Consider the following 14,300-nt stretch of genomic DNA (forward strand, 5'->3'; position numbering starts at 1 on the left):
CCCTGTCTCGATGCTTATCGGACACCGCCGGAGACGGCCAGCACCTCACCGGTCAGCCAGCCGGATTCGCCCGAGGCCAGGAAGACCGCGACAGGCGCGATGTCGCCGGGCTGGCCGATGCGTCCCAGCGGCGTCTGGGCCACGGTCTGGTTCTCCAGATCGCCGCCGATGAAGCCGGCGGCATGCACGCCCTCCGTCTCCACCATGCCGGGGTTGATCGAATTCACCCTGATCTTCTTGGGGCCGAGTTCCTTGGCCAGCACCCGCGTGATCGAGGTCACCGCCCCCTTGGTGGCGGTGTAGACCGACGTGGCCGGGAAATTGACGTCGGTCGCAACCGAGCCGATATTGATGATGCTGCCGCCTTCGGGGCCGAAATGCTTCTCGGCCTCCTGGCTGGCGAGCAGCAGCCCAAGCACATTGGTGTTGAACTGGCGATGGAACTCGGCTTCCGTCACCTCTTCAAGCGGTGCAAAAGCGTAGACACCGGCATTGTTCACCAGCACGTCGAGCTGGCCATAGGCCTGCCTGGCCTCCGCGAAGATCTTCTTCACCTCCTCCGCCTTGGAGACGTCACCCTTGACGGCGATCGCCTTGCCGCCCTTGGCGGTGATCTCGGCGACGACCTTCTCGGCTCCGTCCCGGCTCGAGGCGTAGTTCACCACGACGGCGGCGCCCTCGGCCGCCAGGCTCTTTGCGATACCCGCGCCGATACCCTTCGAGGCACCGGTCACCACGGCCACCTTACCTGCCAATCTGCTCATTGAATATCTCTTGGTTCGAATGACGATGTTTCGATATTTAGATAATCATCGAAATGAAACAAGATCGAGGCGATGGGAAATTCTGCTGGACGATTGCCACGGGTCCCTTTCGGTCATCGATGGGCAGGCGTCCGCAGGCTTAAAGGCTGGCCAGCTCGCGCAGATAGGCATCCAGCATCTCGCGCTTGAGCACGAGAGTGGCGAATTTGCCCTCGCGCACGATCTCGATGAGACCGGCGTTCTCGAGTTCCTTCATGTGATGGGAGAAGGTCGCCGGCGTGATCTCATGCTTCTGCAGCATGCAGGCGCAGGCCATCGAGCCGCCCTGCCCGGCGATTTCCTTGAGCATCTGAAAGCGGCGCGGCTCGGCCAGCGCCCTGGCGATCAGGGTGCATTGGCGCTCCGTCAGCGCGACTGGCGCGGTCATGGTCATGATGAAGCCTATATCATGCCTGCCACGACCTCGCGCAATATCACGGTGCGCACGGCTTGCGGTAAACGGAGCGCGCCCCCACTTTGCCTTGATTCGGCCTTGTCCTTCCGCTCAACATCACCGATGTCCCTGTCTTCGCTTCCCCTTCCCCTGCGCTTTGCCCTGCGCGAATTGCGCGCCGGTATCCGCGGTTTCGGTATCTTCCTGGCCTGCCTCGCCCTCGGCGTCATGGCGATCGCCGGGGTCGACGCCATCTCCAGCGCCCTGTCGGACGGGCTGCGCAGCCAGGGCCGGGTGATCAATGGCGGAGACATCGAGTTCACCCTGGTGGGCCGCGAAGCCAGTCCCGAGGAACTCGCCTTCATCGGTCAGCAGGGCCGCCTCTCGATCGCGGCGAGTACGCGGGCCATGGCGCGGACGCCGGACGGACAAACCGCCCTGGTCGAGATCAAGGCGGTCGACCAGGCCTATCCCCTGCTCGGCGCGGTCGAGTTCGGCCAGGGCAAGGCGCTGTCATCAACCATCGGAGGCCAGGGCAGCCGGGTCGAGGCGGCCGCGGACGCCGCTTTGTTCGTCCGGCTCGGCCTGCAGCCGGGCGCCGGCGTCACCGTCGGCAATCTGAGCGTCACCCTGGCCGATCGCCTCATCGGCGAGCCAGACAAGATCGCCGGCGGCATTTCCTTCGGGCCGCGGCTCATGATCACCCTGGACGCCCTGCGTGAAAGCGGCCTGATCCAGCCGGGATCGCTGATCCGCTGGCGCTATCGCCTGGTCCTGCCGCCGAATGTCTCGCCGGATGCCATCAGGCAGAAGGCCAATGAAGCCTTTCCCCAGGCCGGATGGGAGGTGAGAACCCGTGACGATGCCTCACCGGAACTCCGCCGCGGCATCGAGCGCTTCACCATGTTCATCACCCTCGTCGGGCTGACGGCCCTGCTGGTGGGCGGCGTCGGCGTCGCCAACGCGGTGCGGGCCTTCGTCGAGCGCCAGCGTGACAGCATCGCCACGCTGAAGACGCTGGGGGCCGGCGCCAATCTGGTCACCGGCATCTATCTCACCCAGACCTTGCTCCTGGCCGCCCTCGGCATCGCCATTGGCCTTGCCGCCGGCGCCGCCCTGCCCTTCATCCTGGCCTATGGCTTTGCCGACTATCTGCCACTGCCGATCACGCCGGTGCTCAACCCGGCGGGACTGGCGCTCGCTGCCCTCTATGGCCTGCTCACCGCCCTCGCCTTCTCGCTGCTGCCGCTGGGACGGGCCAGGGACATCTCCGTATCAGCGCTGTTCCGCGATGCCATCGCCCCGACACGGCGCTGGCCCGCGCCGACTGTGCTGATCCCGGCCGGGCTGGCCGTCGCAGCCCTGATCGCCCTGGCCGTATTCTTCGCTGCCGACCGCAGGGTCGCCCTGGTCTATGTCGGCTCCGCGCTCGGCGCCTTCATCCTGCTGCGCGTGGTGGCGAGCCTCCTGATGGCTTTGGCCCGCCGGCTGCCCCGTCCGCACAACACGCCGCTGCGCCTGGCTGTCACCAACATCCACCGCCCCGGTGCAGCCACGCCTTCCGTGGTGCTGTCGCTCGGCCTGGGCCTGTGCCTGCTGGTGGCGCTGACCCTGGTCGACGGCAATATCCGCCACCAGCTCTCCGCCGCCATTCCAGACAAGGCGCCGAGCTTCTTCTTCGTCGACATCCGCCGCACCGATGCGCCCCGCTTCGACGCCTTCCTCAAGCAGGCCGCTCCGCAGGCGACCAGCGAGCGCGTTCCCATGCTGCGCGGGCGTATCGTCAGCGTGAAGGACGTGCCGGCGGAGAAGATCAAGCCGCCGCCGAACATCGCCTGGGTACTGAGCGGCGATCGCGGCGTCACCTTCACCGATGCGGTGCCTCCAGGCTCACGCGTGGTCGAGGGGCAATGGTGGGGTCCCGATTATACCGGTCCGCCCTTGGTCTCCCTGGAGCAGGAGGTCGCGCACGGCCTCGGCCTCGGCGTCGGGGATCCCATCACCGTCAATGTGCTCGGCCGCAACATCACCGCCAAGGTCGGGGCGCTGCGCAAGCTGGAATGGCAGAATTTCGGCATCAATTTCGTGCTGGTCTATTCGCCAAACACCTTCAAGGGCGCGCCGGTGACCGACATCGCCACCCTGACCTTCCCCCATGGGGCGGGTGATGCCGTCGAACTCGGCCTGCTCAAGCAAGTCGCCGACGCCTTCCCGATGGTGACGGCCGTGCGTATCAAGGACGCGCTGCAGAGCTTCGCGGATCTCGCCGGCCAGCTCGCCATGGCGATCCGGGCCGCCGCCGCCATCGCCCTGGTCGCCTCGATCCTGGTGCTGGCCGGGGCTCTGGCCGCTGGGCAGAGCAGCCGGCTCTACGATGCCGTCATCCTCAAGGTGCTCGGCGCCACGCGCGGGCGCATCCTGTTCGCCTTCATTCTCGAATATGGCCTGCTGGGCCTCGCCACCGCCCTGTTCGGCGTGGTTGCCGGCACGGCTTGCGCTTGGCTGATCGTCACCTATCTGATGAATTTCAGCTTCACCTTCCTGGCCGGACCGGCCTTCGGCGCCGCTTTCGGGGCCCTGGCGCTGACCATCCTGTTCGGACTGGCCGGCACCTGGCGCATCCTGCGCCAGAAACCGGCCTCGCACCTGCGCAGCCTCTAGGCTGGAACGGCAGGTGTTTGGAAAAGCAGGCGTTGAGGCTGAAGTTCAGGGAGCGAAGGTCGATCGCCCCAGGGCTGCATGCCGGCAACATTGCAAGCAATTCACTTAACTGTTTCAATCGGAAGCACTACATAGATGGTAGCTTCTGCGGCAAGTGCCGCTTTTGGAGAGACACATGGCTTTCAATGATCCTCGTTTCTCGGCCGGCACCGTCTCCGACGTCCGCGCCGGAGCACCGGCGATCGATCAGGGCCTGCGCGCGTTCATGCTCGCGGTCTACAACCACATGACCCTCGGCGTGGCCATCACCGGCCTGGTGGCGCTCGGCGCCTACATGGCTTCGGGGATCGTGGTCAACGAGGCGGGCAAGATCGTCGAGCTGAACTCGTTCGGGATGTTCCTGTTCAACTCCCCCTTCAAGTGGGTGGTCGCGTTCGCTCCCCTTGGCATGGTGTTCTGGATGAACATGGGAACGGAAGGTCGCTCGGTTCAGACCACGCGCGTTCTGTTCTATGTCTTCTCGGCACTGATGGGTCTGTCGCTGTCGACGATCTTCCTCGTCTACACGCATGGCTCGATCGCCCGCGTCTTCTTCATCTCGGCTGCCAGCTTCGGTGCCCTAAGCCTCTACGGCTACACCACCAAGCGTAATCTGTCGGCCTTCGGCGCCTTCCTGATGATGGGCCTGATCGGCCTGCTGCTCGCCAGCCTGGTCAACCTGTTCTTCCCCTCGGGCATGCTGACCTTCGCGATCAGTGTCGCCGGCGTCGGCATCTTCGCAGGCCTGACTGCCTACGACACCCAGATGCTGAAGTCGCTCTATGTGGACAACGCGCACAGCTTCAGCCGTGACGAGGGCGAGAAGCTCGCCGTCCATGGCGCGCTGACGCTCTATCTCGACTTCATCAACCTCTTCATCATGCTGCTGCGCCTGCTCGGCGACCGCCGCTGATCTCTGAAGAGTTTGGTACCGATTGCGCCGGCCGGGGTCCTCCCCGGCCGGTTTTGTTTTGGCGATCAGAACCGTTGATCGGCCAGATGTGCTGCCGCCGCCCCGAATTCGAGGCCGGCTTCCCGCCATCGCCTGAACCGCCGTCTTTCCGGTTGGCCGATCGGGAGCGGCAGATCCGCTTCACCGACCGCGCCGGCAATGAAATCGGCCGCCAGCATGCCGAAGGCCGTACCGGGTGCGATGCCACGACCATTATAGCCGCCGATCGCCAGCATGTTCTCGCCGAGCCATTCGATTCGGGGCAAATGGTCCCCTGTCATGCCGATGACGCCCTGCCAGGCCGTCTCCAGCTGGAGAGGCCCGATGTGAGGGAAGACTTTCGCCAGCATCCGCCTCGCCCAAGCCCGATGAATCGGGCCTCCTGGGCCCCTCAGCGCCCCGACCGAGCCGATGATCAGCCGTCCCGCCCGGTCGAGCCGGATGGCGGAGATCAGCCTGCGCGTATCGATCAGGGCCTGTTGCGAGGGCAGTATCGTCCGTCTCTGCTCCGAGCCCAGCGGCATCGTCGCGGCATTGAAGAAGGGCAGGCGGAGCTGAGCCTCGCGCTGCGGCGCCAAGGCGCCGATGCTGTAGCTTTCGCCGGCCACCAGTACCCATGATGCGGATACGGAGCCCCAGTCGGTGGCGATACACCAGGCCCGGTCGCGGCGCACCAGCCGCCGCGCAGCACTGGCGGTGAAAATGCGGGCGCCGGCATGGGAGGCAGCGGTGGCCAGCCCCCTCGCATAGGACAGGGGCTGGATGGTTCCGGCCCGTCGGTCTTCCAACGCGCCGACGAAGCACGGACTGCCCGTGCGGGCTACCGTTTCCAGGGCTGCCAGGCGGTTGATCGTGATGCCGCGAACAGCCCATTGCCGTGCGCGCTCCTCGATCTCGGCCAGGCCGGCGGCTCCGACGGCACAATGCAGCGTGCCGTTGCGCTCGGCCTCGCAGGCGATGCCATGCCGCGCGATCAGATCGAAGACACGGGCCGGAGCTTGTCCCAGGCAGTCGATCAGGCGCTCGCCGTGACTGGGACCGAGACGCCGGACGATCTCGTCTGGCATGACCCATAGCCCCGCATTCACCAGGCCCGAATTCCGCCCGGCTCCTCCGAACCCGATCTGTTCGGCCTCGATCAGGACGACATCCACGCCGATCTCGGCCAATCGCAATGCAGCCGATAGGCCGCCATAGCCGCCGCCGATGATCGCGACCTCCGCCTTCACCGCGCTGGACAGCGAAGGGAACGGGCGGATGGGCGCAGCCGTCGTCTTCCATAGCCCATGCGTATCGGCCATGCAGGTACTCCACCCGGTTCGAAAACGAGATTTGAGGTCTTACTTGTTCGGATGGCTCCACGCGTCAGTTCAATTCAAAATGGACTGACTTTCATTGGAATACACCATCAAGACGTTCGATCTTTATTCAAGACCGGAGCCATTCCTAGTCATGGATTTTCAAGGATCCATTCCGTTTCAGAATACGAGCGTTGCACCCTCACCCGCCGCCGGCTTCAGGTTCTGGCGCATTCGGCGATCAGCCAGGCCTTGAACCGGGCGAGCGGCGGATGGAGTCCCCTCTCCGGCGGCCAGACCAGATAATAGCTGTCCTCGCTGGGGCTTGTCCGGTCCAGGGCCGGCACCAACTCGCCGCGGCGCAATTCCTCCTCGATCAGGAAGGTCGGCAGCAGGGCAATGCCGAGACCGGCAGTGGCAGCACTGGCAAGGGTGCCAAACTGGTCGAACATCATGCCGTGGACGCCCTCGGCGGGCGCGCCCTCAGCGCTCAGCCATTTTTCCCAAGCGTCGGGACGTGAGACCAGGATGAGGAGCGGAGCTGCCCGCAGATCCTGCGCCGAGGAAAAGCCGAACCGGGCCAGCAGATCGGGGCTGCAGACCGGCATCACCTCCTCCTTGCGCAAGAAGGCGCATTCGGCCCCCTGCCACTGCGCCTTGCCGAAATGGATGGCCGCATCCAGCGGTTCAGCGCGAAAATCGAACTGGTCGAGGCGAGTGACCAGGTTGAGGATGATCTCGGGATGAGCCTGCCGGAAGGCCGGCAAGCGCGGTGCGAGCCAGCGCATGGCGAACAAGGGCAACACAGCCAGATTGAGCGTGCCGCCATTGGGATTGGCCCGAAAGTTCAGCGAGGCGATGCTGATCCGCCGCAGGGCATCGCGCACTTCGCGCACATAGCTGTCGCCTGCCAGGGTCAGTCGCATCGTCAGCCGCTCTCGCACGAAGAGGTCCCCACCGAGCTGTTCCTCCAGCGCCTTGACGTGCCGGCTGACCGCGCCCTGCGTCAGGTTCAGCTCTCGCGCAGCGGCGGTGACGCTGCCGGTGCGGGCGACCGCATCGAAGGAGGTCAGCAGCGCGATCGACGGCAGCAGGCGGCGGGGAATCATGCGCGTATTCCATTTCAGAATAGATTGTTGAGCAATCGGCACTTGGCGACGAGAGATTTCCAGGCAACGATACCTAATATTCGACATTCAAGAATAGATAAAATTTCAGTATTCGTCACCAAATGAGGAAATGATGATCACCTCCAATGTAGAGATCGGCTCGAATGCCGACGCCTATAGATTTGGCTTCAATGCACTGGCCGAGGCACGCGACATCGTGCGGCGGGTGGTGCAGCCGACACCGCAGATCGAATGGCCCCTGCTCGCCCAGCGCACGGGTGCGCAAGTATGGGTCAAGCACGAGAATCACCTGCCGACCGGCGCCTTCAAGATGCGCGGTGGCCTGGTGCTGGCTCATGCGCTCCTGGCGGGACGCCATGGCCCGGTGCCATCAGGCGTGATCACTGCAACCGTCGGCAATCACGGGCTGAGCCAGGCTTTTGCCGGCCGGCGTGCCGGCCTCCAGGTGACGATCGTGGTGCCCGAGAACAACAATCCGGAGAAGAATGCCGCGATCAAGGCTCTCGGCGCCGAGCTGATCGAAGCCGGCCACGACTTCAGCGCCGCCTATGAGATCGCCCAGGGTCTTGCCCGCGAACGCAGGCTCCATCTGATCGAGCCCTTCCATCCCGATCTCGTCCGCGGCGTCGCCACCTGGGCCTATGAATTCTTCGAGGCCGTGCAGGAGGTCGATACCGTCTATGTGCCGATCGGCCTTGGTTCGGGTATATGCGGCCTGATCCGTACGCGCGACCTCTTCGGCCTGAAGACCAGGATCGTCGGTGTCGTCTCCAGCCATGCCGCGGCCTACGCCCTCTCCTTCGAGGCCGGCAAGGTGGTCAGCACGCAGACGGCGCAGACCATCGCCGATGGCGTAGCGGTTCGCGTTCCCAGGGCCGATGCTCTCGAGATCATCCGCCGCGGCGCCGATCGCATCGTGACGGTGAGCGACGACGAGGTCCGCCTGGCCATGCGGGCCTATCACGAGGATACGCATAATCTGGCCGAAGGCGCTGCCGCGACGCCACTCGCTGCGCTGCTGCAGGAGCGCGCGCGGATGGGCGGACAGCGCGTCGGCCTGGTGATGACGGGCGCCAACATCTCCCGTCCGCTGCTCGCGCAAGTGCTGTCGGCGACATGAGCCCGGCCGCGGCATTCGCCCATTGCAGCACCGCACCCGAATCTCAAGGCCTTAAGGAGGCTCTCATGTCCGGAACCATCGCCCGCCAGCTCGCAGCAAAGCATATCGAACTGCCCAACGCCGCCGCACCGGTCGCCAATTATACGCCGGTGGTCATCGCCAACGGTACCGCTTTCGTCTCGGGCCAAGTCTGCTCCTGGAACGGTGAATTCAAATTCATCGGCCGTGTCGGCGGCGATTTCAGCGCCGAGGAAGGCCGGCAGGCCGCGCGAATGGCCGGCCTCAACATCGTTGCCCAGCTCCAGAACGCCCTCGGTGATCTCGACAGGGTCAAGCGCGTGCTGCGCCTCAACGTCTTCGTCAATTCGGCCGAGAGCTTCACAGAGCAACCCAAGGTCGCCAACGGCGCTTCCGATCTGATGGTCGAGGTCTTCGGCGAAGCCGGCCGCCATACCCGCTCCGCGGTGGGCGTGGCGCAACTGCCGCTCGGCGTCGCCGTCGAAGTCGACGCCATGTTCCAGGTCGACTGAGCGGCTTCACCAAGCCTCGCAAAGGATCGAATGAATTCAATAATTTCGTCATTGCGAGCGCAGCGAGGCAATCCGGCCATCGTTGTGCGGCAAACCTGGACTGCTTCGCTGTGCTCGCAATGACCGCTATGGCATTGCGAGCAATTGGGGCACCAGGGCAAAGCACATCGAGCTTCTCGCCCTCAGTCGAGCTCGCGCAAGGCCCGGCGGATGATCTTTCCCGACGAGGTCAGCGGCATGGAATCGACATAGGCGATCACGCGCGGATATTCGTGGGCGGACAGGCGCTCGCGCACGAAAAGCTGCAGATCGGCGGACATGGCCTCGGACGCCGTGAAGCCTGGCTTGAGCACCACGAAGGCCTTGACGATCTCGGTGCGCAGGCTGTCGGGCATGCCGACCACGGCCGCCATGGCGACAGCGGCATGGCGCATCAGACAGTCCTCAATCTCACCCGGGCCGATGCGATAGCCGGCCGAGGTGATGATGTCGTCGCCGCGCCCGACAAAGTGCACATAGCCGTCAATGTCGCGCCGCGCCTTGTCGCCGGTCATCAGCCAACCATCGCGGTATTTCGCCGTGGTGGCGGTGGCATTGCCCCAATAGCCCAGGAACATCACCGGATCGGGCGCGCGTATGGCGATCTCGCCGATCTCGTCCGTGGGGCTTTCCTGCCCCTCTTCATCGATCACTGCCACGCGATGGCCCGGCACGGCCTTGCCGATGGCGCCAGGCCGGCTAACGCCCAACTCATGGCAGGAACCGAGCACGAGGTTGCATTCGGTCTGGCCATAGAGCTCGTTGACCGGAAAGCCGAAGGCCGCCTCGGCCCAGGCAAAGGTGCCCGGCCCCAGCGTCTCGCCGGCCGACATGATCGAGCGCAGGTGGGTGCGATAGACCTGGCCGGGTTGATGCGCCGCCTGGAGCATGCGCAGGGCCGTGGGCGGCAGGAAGGCATTGCGGACCTTGAAGTCCCAGAGCAGTCCCAGCACCTCGTCCACCGAGAACTTGGCATGAAGGCCAGCCACCACCGGTACGCCCAGAGCCAGACTGGGCAGCAGCACGTTGAGCAGGCCGCCAGCCCAGGCCCAGTCGGCCGGCGTCCACATCACATCGTCGGGCTGGCCGAGGCCGGGATGGGCGAAGCGCAAGCCCGGAATATGGCCTGACACCACGCGATGCCCATGCAGCGCACCCTTCGGCTGGCCCGTGGTGCCGGAGGTGTAGATCATCATCGCCGGATCGTCGGGACTGGAGGCGACCGGCGTCAACTCGCCCTTGGCCCCGGCGATCAGACGGTGGAAGTCGAGCGCGCCGCCGCCGGCCCCGTCAACGCTGATTACCGTCTCCAGATCCGGCAGCCTGGCCTCGATCTCGCCCAGCTTGGCGAGTCCATTCTCATCGAGCAGCACGGCCTTGGCGCCGGAATCACGCAGGCGGAAGCTCAGCGCATCCGGGCCGAACAGCACCGCGAGTGGCAGGGAGATGGCACCGAGCTTGGCCACAGCGAGATGAGCGATCACCACCGCCGGCGATTGCGGCAGCAGGATCGCGACGCGGTCGCCTTCGCGGATACCCAGACGCTTCAACGCCAACGCGAAGCGGTCGGAGGCCTCGCGCAAGGCACCATAGCTGATGCGCTCGCTGCCGCCGCCGGGCAGCAGGCGCAGGATGGCCAGCTTGTCGGGATCGCGCTTGGCCCAGACATCGCAGACATCCACGCCGATATTGTAGCGCGCCGGCAGATCCCAGCGGAAGTCGCGCCTGGTGTCGTCGTAGTTCTGCTTGTCAGGCCCGCTCATGCCGCACTCAACTCCCGAACAGGCCGCCGAAGAGACCCCCGGAGCTTCTCACACGCGTGGGCCTGCGCACCACGCGCACCACTGGGCCGGCCCCGAAGGCCTGCGCCTCCTCGGGCCTTGAGGGGTCGCCGGCAACCGCCATGGCCCAATAGACCCGCTCGCCAGCCCTGGCAATGGCGATACCGAAGCGGGTGGCACCTGGCATCAATAGATTCTCGTCATGCTCAGGCGAGTTCTTCCACTGCTTCATGGCGTCGAGATCGGTATAGGTGCCGTAGGAGACGTTCTCACCGATCTTGGAATCGTCGAGCCCGGCCGATTTGACGCGGGTGGAGAAGCTGCCGCCGATCGAATGGGAGAGCTGGTTGGCCGAGGCCATGGCATTGGCCTGGCTCTGGGCGAAGGCCGTCAGGCGCGAATCCAGCGCCACAGCGGTGAGGCCCTTGCTCTGGCGATATCGGGTCAGCCAGTCGCGTGCCTGCGCCGGATTGAAGGATACGGGGCGGCGTTGATAGGAAACGGTTTCGGGCTTTTGCGTGAGGGCGCAACCGCCCAATCCCAAGGCAACACCCAAGACAAGAAAAGTGGCCGCAGCCACCCTCATGCGCGACATCGAGTTCTCCACGGTCAAGATCCCGCCGGAGCCGGCGGGGTTGAAGGCTTGGCAGCGGTGGGCTCTGCGACAGGAGCCTCCGCCTCGGGCTTGTCGCCCTTGAGCTTGGCGGTGAGCGCCGCCTGCAGTTCGGGTTCGAACAGAATGACCCTCTGTGGTGGCGCCGCAGCGCCCTGCCCATGCAGGCGGATGCCCTTGGCCCGGAAATTCTTGAAGATGCGGGCCAGCAGGTCGCTCTTGACCGCAACCTGCGTCTCCATGCTGGCAACCATCACGATGAGTTCGAATTCGAGCCCTACATCCATCGAGGTCATGTAGACCTGGGGCCGCGGCGTCGGCAGGATGCGTGGATCGTCCTCCGGTGCTGCCAGCATGGCCGCCTTCACCGCATCGATATCGCTGTCATAAAGCACGGTCAGGGCGATGCGCAGCCGGCTCCAGGTATTGCCATAGACCCAGTTCTTCACCGAGCCGGTGATCAGGGTCGAGTTGGGGATGATCAGCGTGGCGCGGTCATAGGTCTCCAGCGTGGTCGAACGCACGGAGATGCGGCGGACATAGCCTTCCTCACCGGCAGCGGCGATGATGTCGCCGACCCGGATCGGGCGTTCGGCCAGCAGGATCAGGCCGGAAACGAAATTACCGGCAATACCCTGCAGGCCGAGACCGAGACCGACCGACAAGCCGCCAGCGACGATGCCGATATTCTGCCAGCTCACACCGACCTCGGACAGACCGGCCGAAATGGCGAGGATGAAGCCGAGATAGCCGATGATGGTGGCGATCGAATTCTGCACGCCCGAATCGAGGGAGGTGCGCGGTAGCAGCGTATTGCCGAGCCAGCCCTTGATCAGGCGCATCACCGCCCAGATGATGATGAACAGCACGATGCCGCTGATGATCGACGAGGGTGAAATCGTCAGCTCACCGATCTTGAAGCCGAAATAGGCCCGCTGGATCGCCGGCGCCATGTCGGTCGAATAGAGGCCGAAGGGCAGTCCGAGGCTGCCGACGGCAAAGGAGATGATCAAAAAGCGCAGGACACCGGACAGCAGGGTCGCCCCAAACGTGACCTGCTTGGAGGTCACGCCGATGGTGCTCGCCACCGCGCGGCGGCGGTCGACGTCCGAGATCAGCCGTTCGGTCAGGGCCGAATCGACCAGGGTGGTGAGCAGGTAGCTCGCTGCCACCACGCACAGGACCAGCAGCGGGAAGACCGCCGCCGCGACCGCGAGCGTGCTGTAGCCGATGGCAAGGCACACGGCCATCACCACCACGGAGAGCCATCCGATCGGCCTGAGAATGTCGAGCCCTGTCAGGTCTTCGTCAGGCGCCAGCGTACGCCCGTCCACCACCGTCGGCGGAGCGTTGCGGATGCGGATGAGCAGGGAGACGATGATGGCGAGATAGAGGATCGCCGAAATCGTCTCGCGGGCGACGCTGAGGGAAGGATCGGCGTGGAGGTGCTCAATGACGCCATTCAGGAGGATGGACAGGCTCAGCACCACCGCGAGCCAGCCCATGCGCCGCCCGATACGGCGGACGGCCCAGTCACTCAGGGGCAGCAGGCGCAGTTCTGCGTGGCCCTCGGCCAGCACCGCCTGCGCCAGGGCCCACAGGCCGACGCCGATCGAGGAGGCCTTGATGAGGTCCGAGCCGTAATTGGCGAGGACGTTCTCCGGCAAGAGCCCGGAAAAACCGAAGGCCAGCACCGTCACAGCGACCCCGACCGGCACGCCGAGCATGATGTGGACGATGCCGAGCACCGCATCGAGCGAGGCGACATAGCGCCGCGAGGCCCGCTTGCTGCGTGGCAGGCGGGCGCGCCAGCGCTGGATGCGCAGGCGCAGGAACTGCGTAACGGCATAGCCGATGGCGATGGTCAGCAGGAAGATGGCGATGCTGGTGGAAGTGACCTTCGACACCAGATAGCTGCTGTGATCCGAAAACGCGTTCCTCGCCAGTTCCCCGGCCCTTGGCAGGTTTTCCAGCACCGGAACCCAGAATTCGGCCGAAAAAGGACTGTCGCCGCTCTTGAGCAGGCGGCCGGTGAGCTGCTCGCGCTGCAACTCGATGATAGTATTGGAGAACCCCGCCGCTCTTGAGGACTGGTCTCCCGCCCGCTTGATCACATCCTTGAGCTGTTGTTGCAAATCGTTCTGTGTCGCGCGGGTCTCGGCGATATCGGCGCTTTCGGACGGATCGGGCTCACCGAGCTGTGCCAGCCTGGCCTTGGATTGATCCAGCAAAGGCGAGACCTTTGCCTGCAATGTCGAAAGATTGGTGACTGCCGTATCGACCGTACCGCGCAACTCGTCCAGGATCTTGGACGCCTTTTCCTGATCAGGGGGGAGGCTGGTCAGCCCCGCTTCCACGTCGTCGAGAGACTTCTGTTCCTTGGCCAACGCGTTGTTGAAGGGACGAACGGTGATGGTGTTGCCGATCTGGTCGGCGCGAGAGATCTGTTTTTGCGTCTCGGCGGCGACGTCATTCAGCTTGGCAAGCAGATCGGAGGCCGTCTTGCGGGCCTCGGTCGTGGCCTTGGCCTCGGGTGGATCGACCGGCTTTGGCTGCGGCGGGAAGGCGTCGAGCGCCGCCTTGGCCTTGTCGCGGGCCGGGATGATGGTGCCCAGCAGAGCAGCAAGATCCACACGCCTCTTGCTGACCGTCTCACGCAGATCCTGCAGGGATTTCTGCGCCTCATCGCCATTGTCGGTAATGGTGGCGAGCTGTGTGGCGATGTCGTCCAGCGACTTCTTGTCGAGGGCCAGCCCCGTCTGGAAACCGGTCAGTGCCTCGGCGTCCTGCGCCCTCGCCGCCATGGGGGCGGCGACAAGCGTGAGGAGCAGGCTGCACAGCAGTAGGAAACGGGAAAGCGAACGAAACATGCCGGGAAACTAGAGTGTTTTGCGCTTTGGTGGAATCACCAAGACGCGCAAAACACGCGTCAAAATGGAG

General features: G+C 64.8%; 11 protein-coding genes. 4 read left to right on the plus strand and 7 right to left on the minus strand.

Annotated elements, in window-relative coordinates; translation table 11 throughout:
* Positions 1-14: 14 nt before the first annotated feature.
* Together AB4037_RS21965 and AB4037_RS21970 are read right to left on the minus strand one after the other, a co-directional pair.
* On the minus strand, positions 15-764 hold the full coding sequence (locus AB4037_RS21965) for an SDR family NAD(P)-dependent oxidoreductase (RefSeq protein WP_434959258.1): 750 nt from the start codon (positions 762-764) through the stop codon (positions 15-17).
* Between the two features lie 139 nt (positions 765-903).
* Entirely contained in the window at positions 904-1,197 is a 294-nt protein-coding gene (locus AB4037_RS21970; RefSeq protein ID WP_434959257.1) for an ArsR/SmtB family transcription factor, read from the minus strand.
* Between the two features lie 123 nt (positions 1,198-1,320).
* Between AB4037_RS21970 and AB4037_RS21975 the strand changes: the two genes are divergently transcribed.
* Both AB4037_RS21975 and AB4037_RS21980 read left to right on the plus strand, forming a co-directional pair.
* Positions 1,321-3,858, plus strand: a complete 2,538-nt coding sequence (locus tag AB4037_RS21975) for an ABC transporter permease (RefSeq protein WP_441772943.1) — start codon at positions 1,321-1,323, stop codon at positions 3,856-3,858.
* Positions 3,859-4,033: 175 nt separating this feature from the next.
* Positions 4,034-4,810, plus strand: coding sequence for a Bax inhibitor-1/YccA family protein (locus AB4037_RS21980; RefSeq protein ID WP_441772944.1), 777 nt, complete (start codon positions 4,034-4,036; stop codon positions 4,808-4,810).
* 65 nt (positions 4,811-4,875) lie between these two features.
* On the opposite strand, the gene AB4037_RS21985 is transcribed toward AB4037_RS21980, so the two are convergent.
* Together AB4037_RS21985 and AB4037_RS21990 are read right to left on the minus strand one after the other, a co-directional pair.
* Entirely contained in the window at positions 4,876-6,150 is a 1,275-nt protein-coding gene (locus tag AB4037_RS21985; protein ID WP_441772945.1) for an NAD(P)/FAD-dependent oxidoreductase, read from the minus strand.
* A gap of 215 nt (positions 6,151-6,365) precedes the next feature.
* Complete coding sequence (locus AB4037_RS21990; protein ID WP_434959253.1) at positions 6,366-7,256, minus strand: LysR family transcriptional regulator; 891 nt, start codon at positions 7,254-7,256, stop codon at positions 6,366-6,368.
* Between the two features lie 133 nt (positions 7,257-7,389).
* On the opposite strand from AB4037_RS21990, the gene AB4037_RS21995 reads away from it, so the two are divergent.
* Both AB4037_RS21995 and AB4037_RS22000 read left to right on the plus strand, forming a co-directional pair.
* The gene (locus tag AB4037_RS21995; protein ID WP_441772946.1) at positions 7,390-8,397 is read left to right on the plus strand and encodes a threonine dehydratase; all 1,008 of its coding nucleotides are present in this window, start codon (positions 7,390-7,392) and stop codon (positions 8,395-8,397) included.
* Positions 8,398-8,462: 65 nt separating this feature from the next.
* Positions 8,463-8,927: a RidA family protein gene (locus tag AB4037_RS22000; protein ID WP_434959251.1), complete on the plus strand. Its 465-nt coding sequence runs from the start codon at positions 8,463-8,465 to the stop codon at positions 8,925-8,927.
* Between the two features lie 182 nt (positions 8,928-9,109).
* On the opposite strand, the gene AB4037_RS22005 is transcribed toward AB4037_RS22000, so the two are convergent.
* Genes AB4037_RS22005 through AB4037_RS22015 form a run of 3 tightly spaced genes read right to left on the minus strand, consistent with a single transcriptional unit; the run spans position 9,110 to position 14,230 of the window.
* Positions 9,110-10,729, minus strand: coding sequence for an AMP-binding protein (locus AB4037_RS22005; RefSeq protein WP_441772947.1), 1,620 nt, complete (start codon positions 10,727-10,729; stop codon positions 9,110-9,112).
* 7 nt (positions 10,730-10,736) lie between these two features.
* Positions 10,737-11,342 (minus strand): CAP domain-containing protein, encoded by a 606-nt coding sequence (locus AB4037_RS22010; RefSeq protein WP_434959249.1) that lies wholly within the window; start codon positions 11,340-11,342, stop codon positions 10,737-10,739.
* Positions 11,343-11,356: 14 nt separating this feature from the next.
* Positions 11,357-14,230 (minus strand): DUF3772 domain-containing protein, encoded by a 2,874-nt coding sequence (locus AB4037_RS22015; RefSeq protein WP_441772948.1) that lies wholly within the window; start codon positions 14,228-14,230, stop codon positions 11,357-11,359.
* Between the last annotated feature and the right edge of the window lie 70 nt (positions 14,231-14,300).

Origin of the sequence: Labrys sp. KB_33_2 (genome assembly GCF_052114505.1) — a bacterium.
Taxonomy (GTDB): domain Bacteria; phylum Pseudomonadota; class Alphaproteobacteria; order Rhizobiales; family Labraceae; genus Labrys.

Bases quoted from the DNA above. Each gene is read 5' to 3' on its own strand.
- AB4037_RS21990 (WP_434959253.1), bottom strand. From the start codon at position 7,256: ATGATTCCCCGCCGCCTGCTGCCGTCGATCGCGCTGCTGACCTCCTTC.
- AB4037_RS21985 (WP_441772945.1), bottom strand. From the start codon at position 6,150: ATGGCCGATACGCATGGGCTATGGAAGACGACGGCTGCGCCCATCCGC.
- AB4037_RS22010 (WP_434959249.1), bottom strand. From the start codon at position 11,342: ATGTCGCGCATGAGGGTGGCTGCGGCCACTTTTCTTGTCTTGGGTGTT.
- AB4037_RS22015 (WP_441772948.1), bottom strand. From the start codon at position 14,230: ATGTTTCGTTCGCTTTCCCGTTTCCTACTGCTGTGCAGCCTGCTCCTC.
- AB4037_RS21995 (WP_441772946.1), top strand. From the start codon at position 7,390: ATGATCACCTCCAATGTAGAGATCGGCTCGAATGCCGACGCCTATAGA.
- AB4037_RS21980 (WP_441772944.1), top strand. From the start codon at position 4,034: ATGGCTTTCAATGATCCTCGTTTCTCGGCCGGCACCGTCTCCGACGTC.
- AB4037_RS22000 (WP_434959251.1), top strand. From the start codon at position 8,463: ATGTCCGGAACCATCGCCCGCCAGCTCGCAGCAAAGCATATCGAACTG.
- AB4037_RS22005 (WP_441772947.1), bottom strand. From the start codon at position 10,729: ATGAGCGGGCCTGACAAGCAGAACTACGACGACACCAGGCGCGACTTC.
- AB4037_RS21965 (WP_434959258.1), bottom strand. From the start codon at position 764: ATGAGCAGATTGGCAGGTAAGGTGGCCGTGGTGACCGGTGCCTCGAAG.
- AB4037_RS21970 (WP_434959257.1), bottom strand. From the start codon at position 1,197: ATGACCATGACCGCGCCAGTCGCGCTGACGGAGCGCCAATGCACCCTG.
- AB4037_RS21975 (WP_441772943.1), top strand. From the start codon at position 1,321: ATGTCCCTGTCTTCGCTTCCCCTTCCCCTGCGCTTTGCCCTGCGCGAA.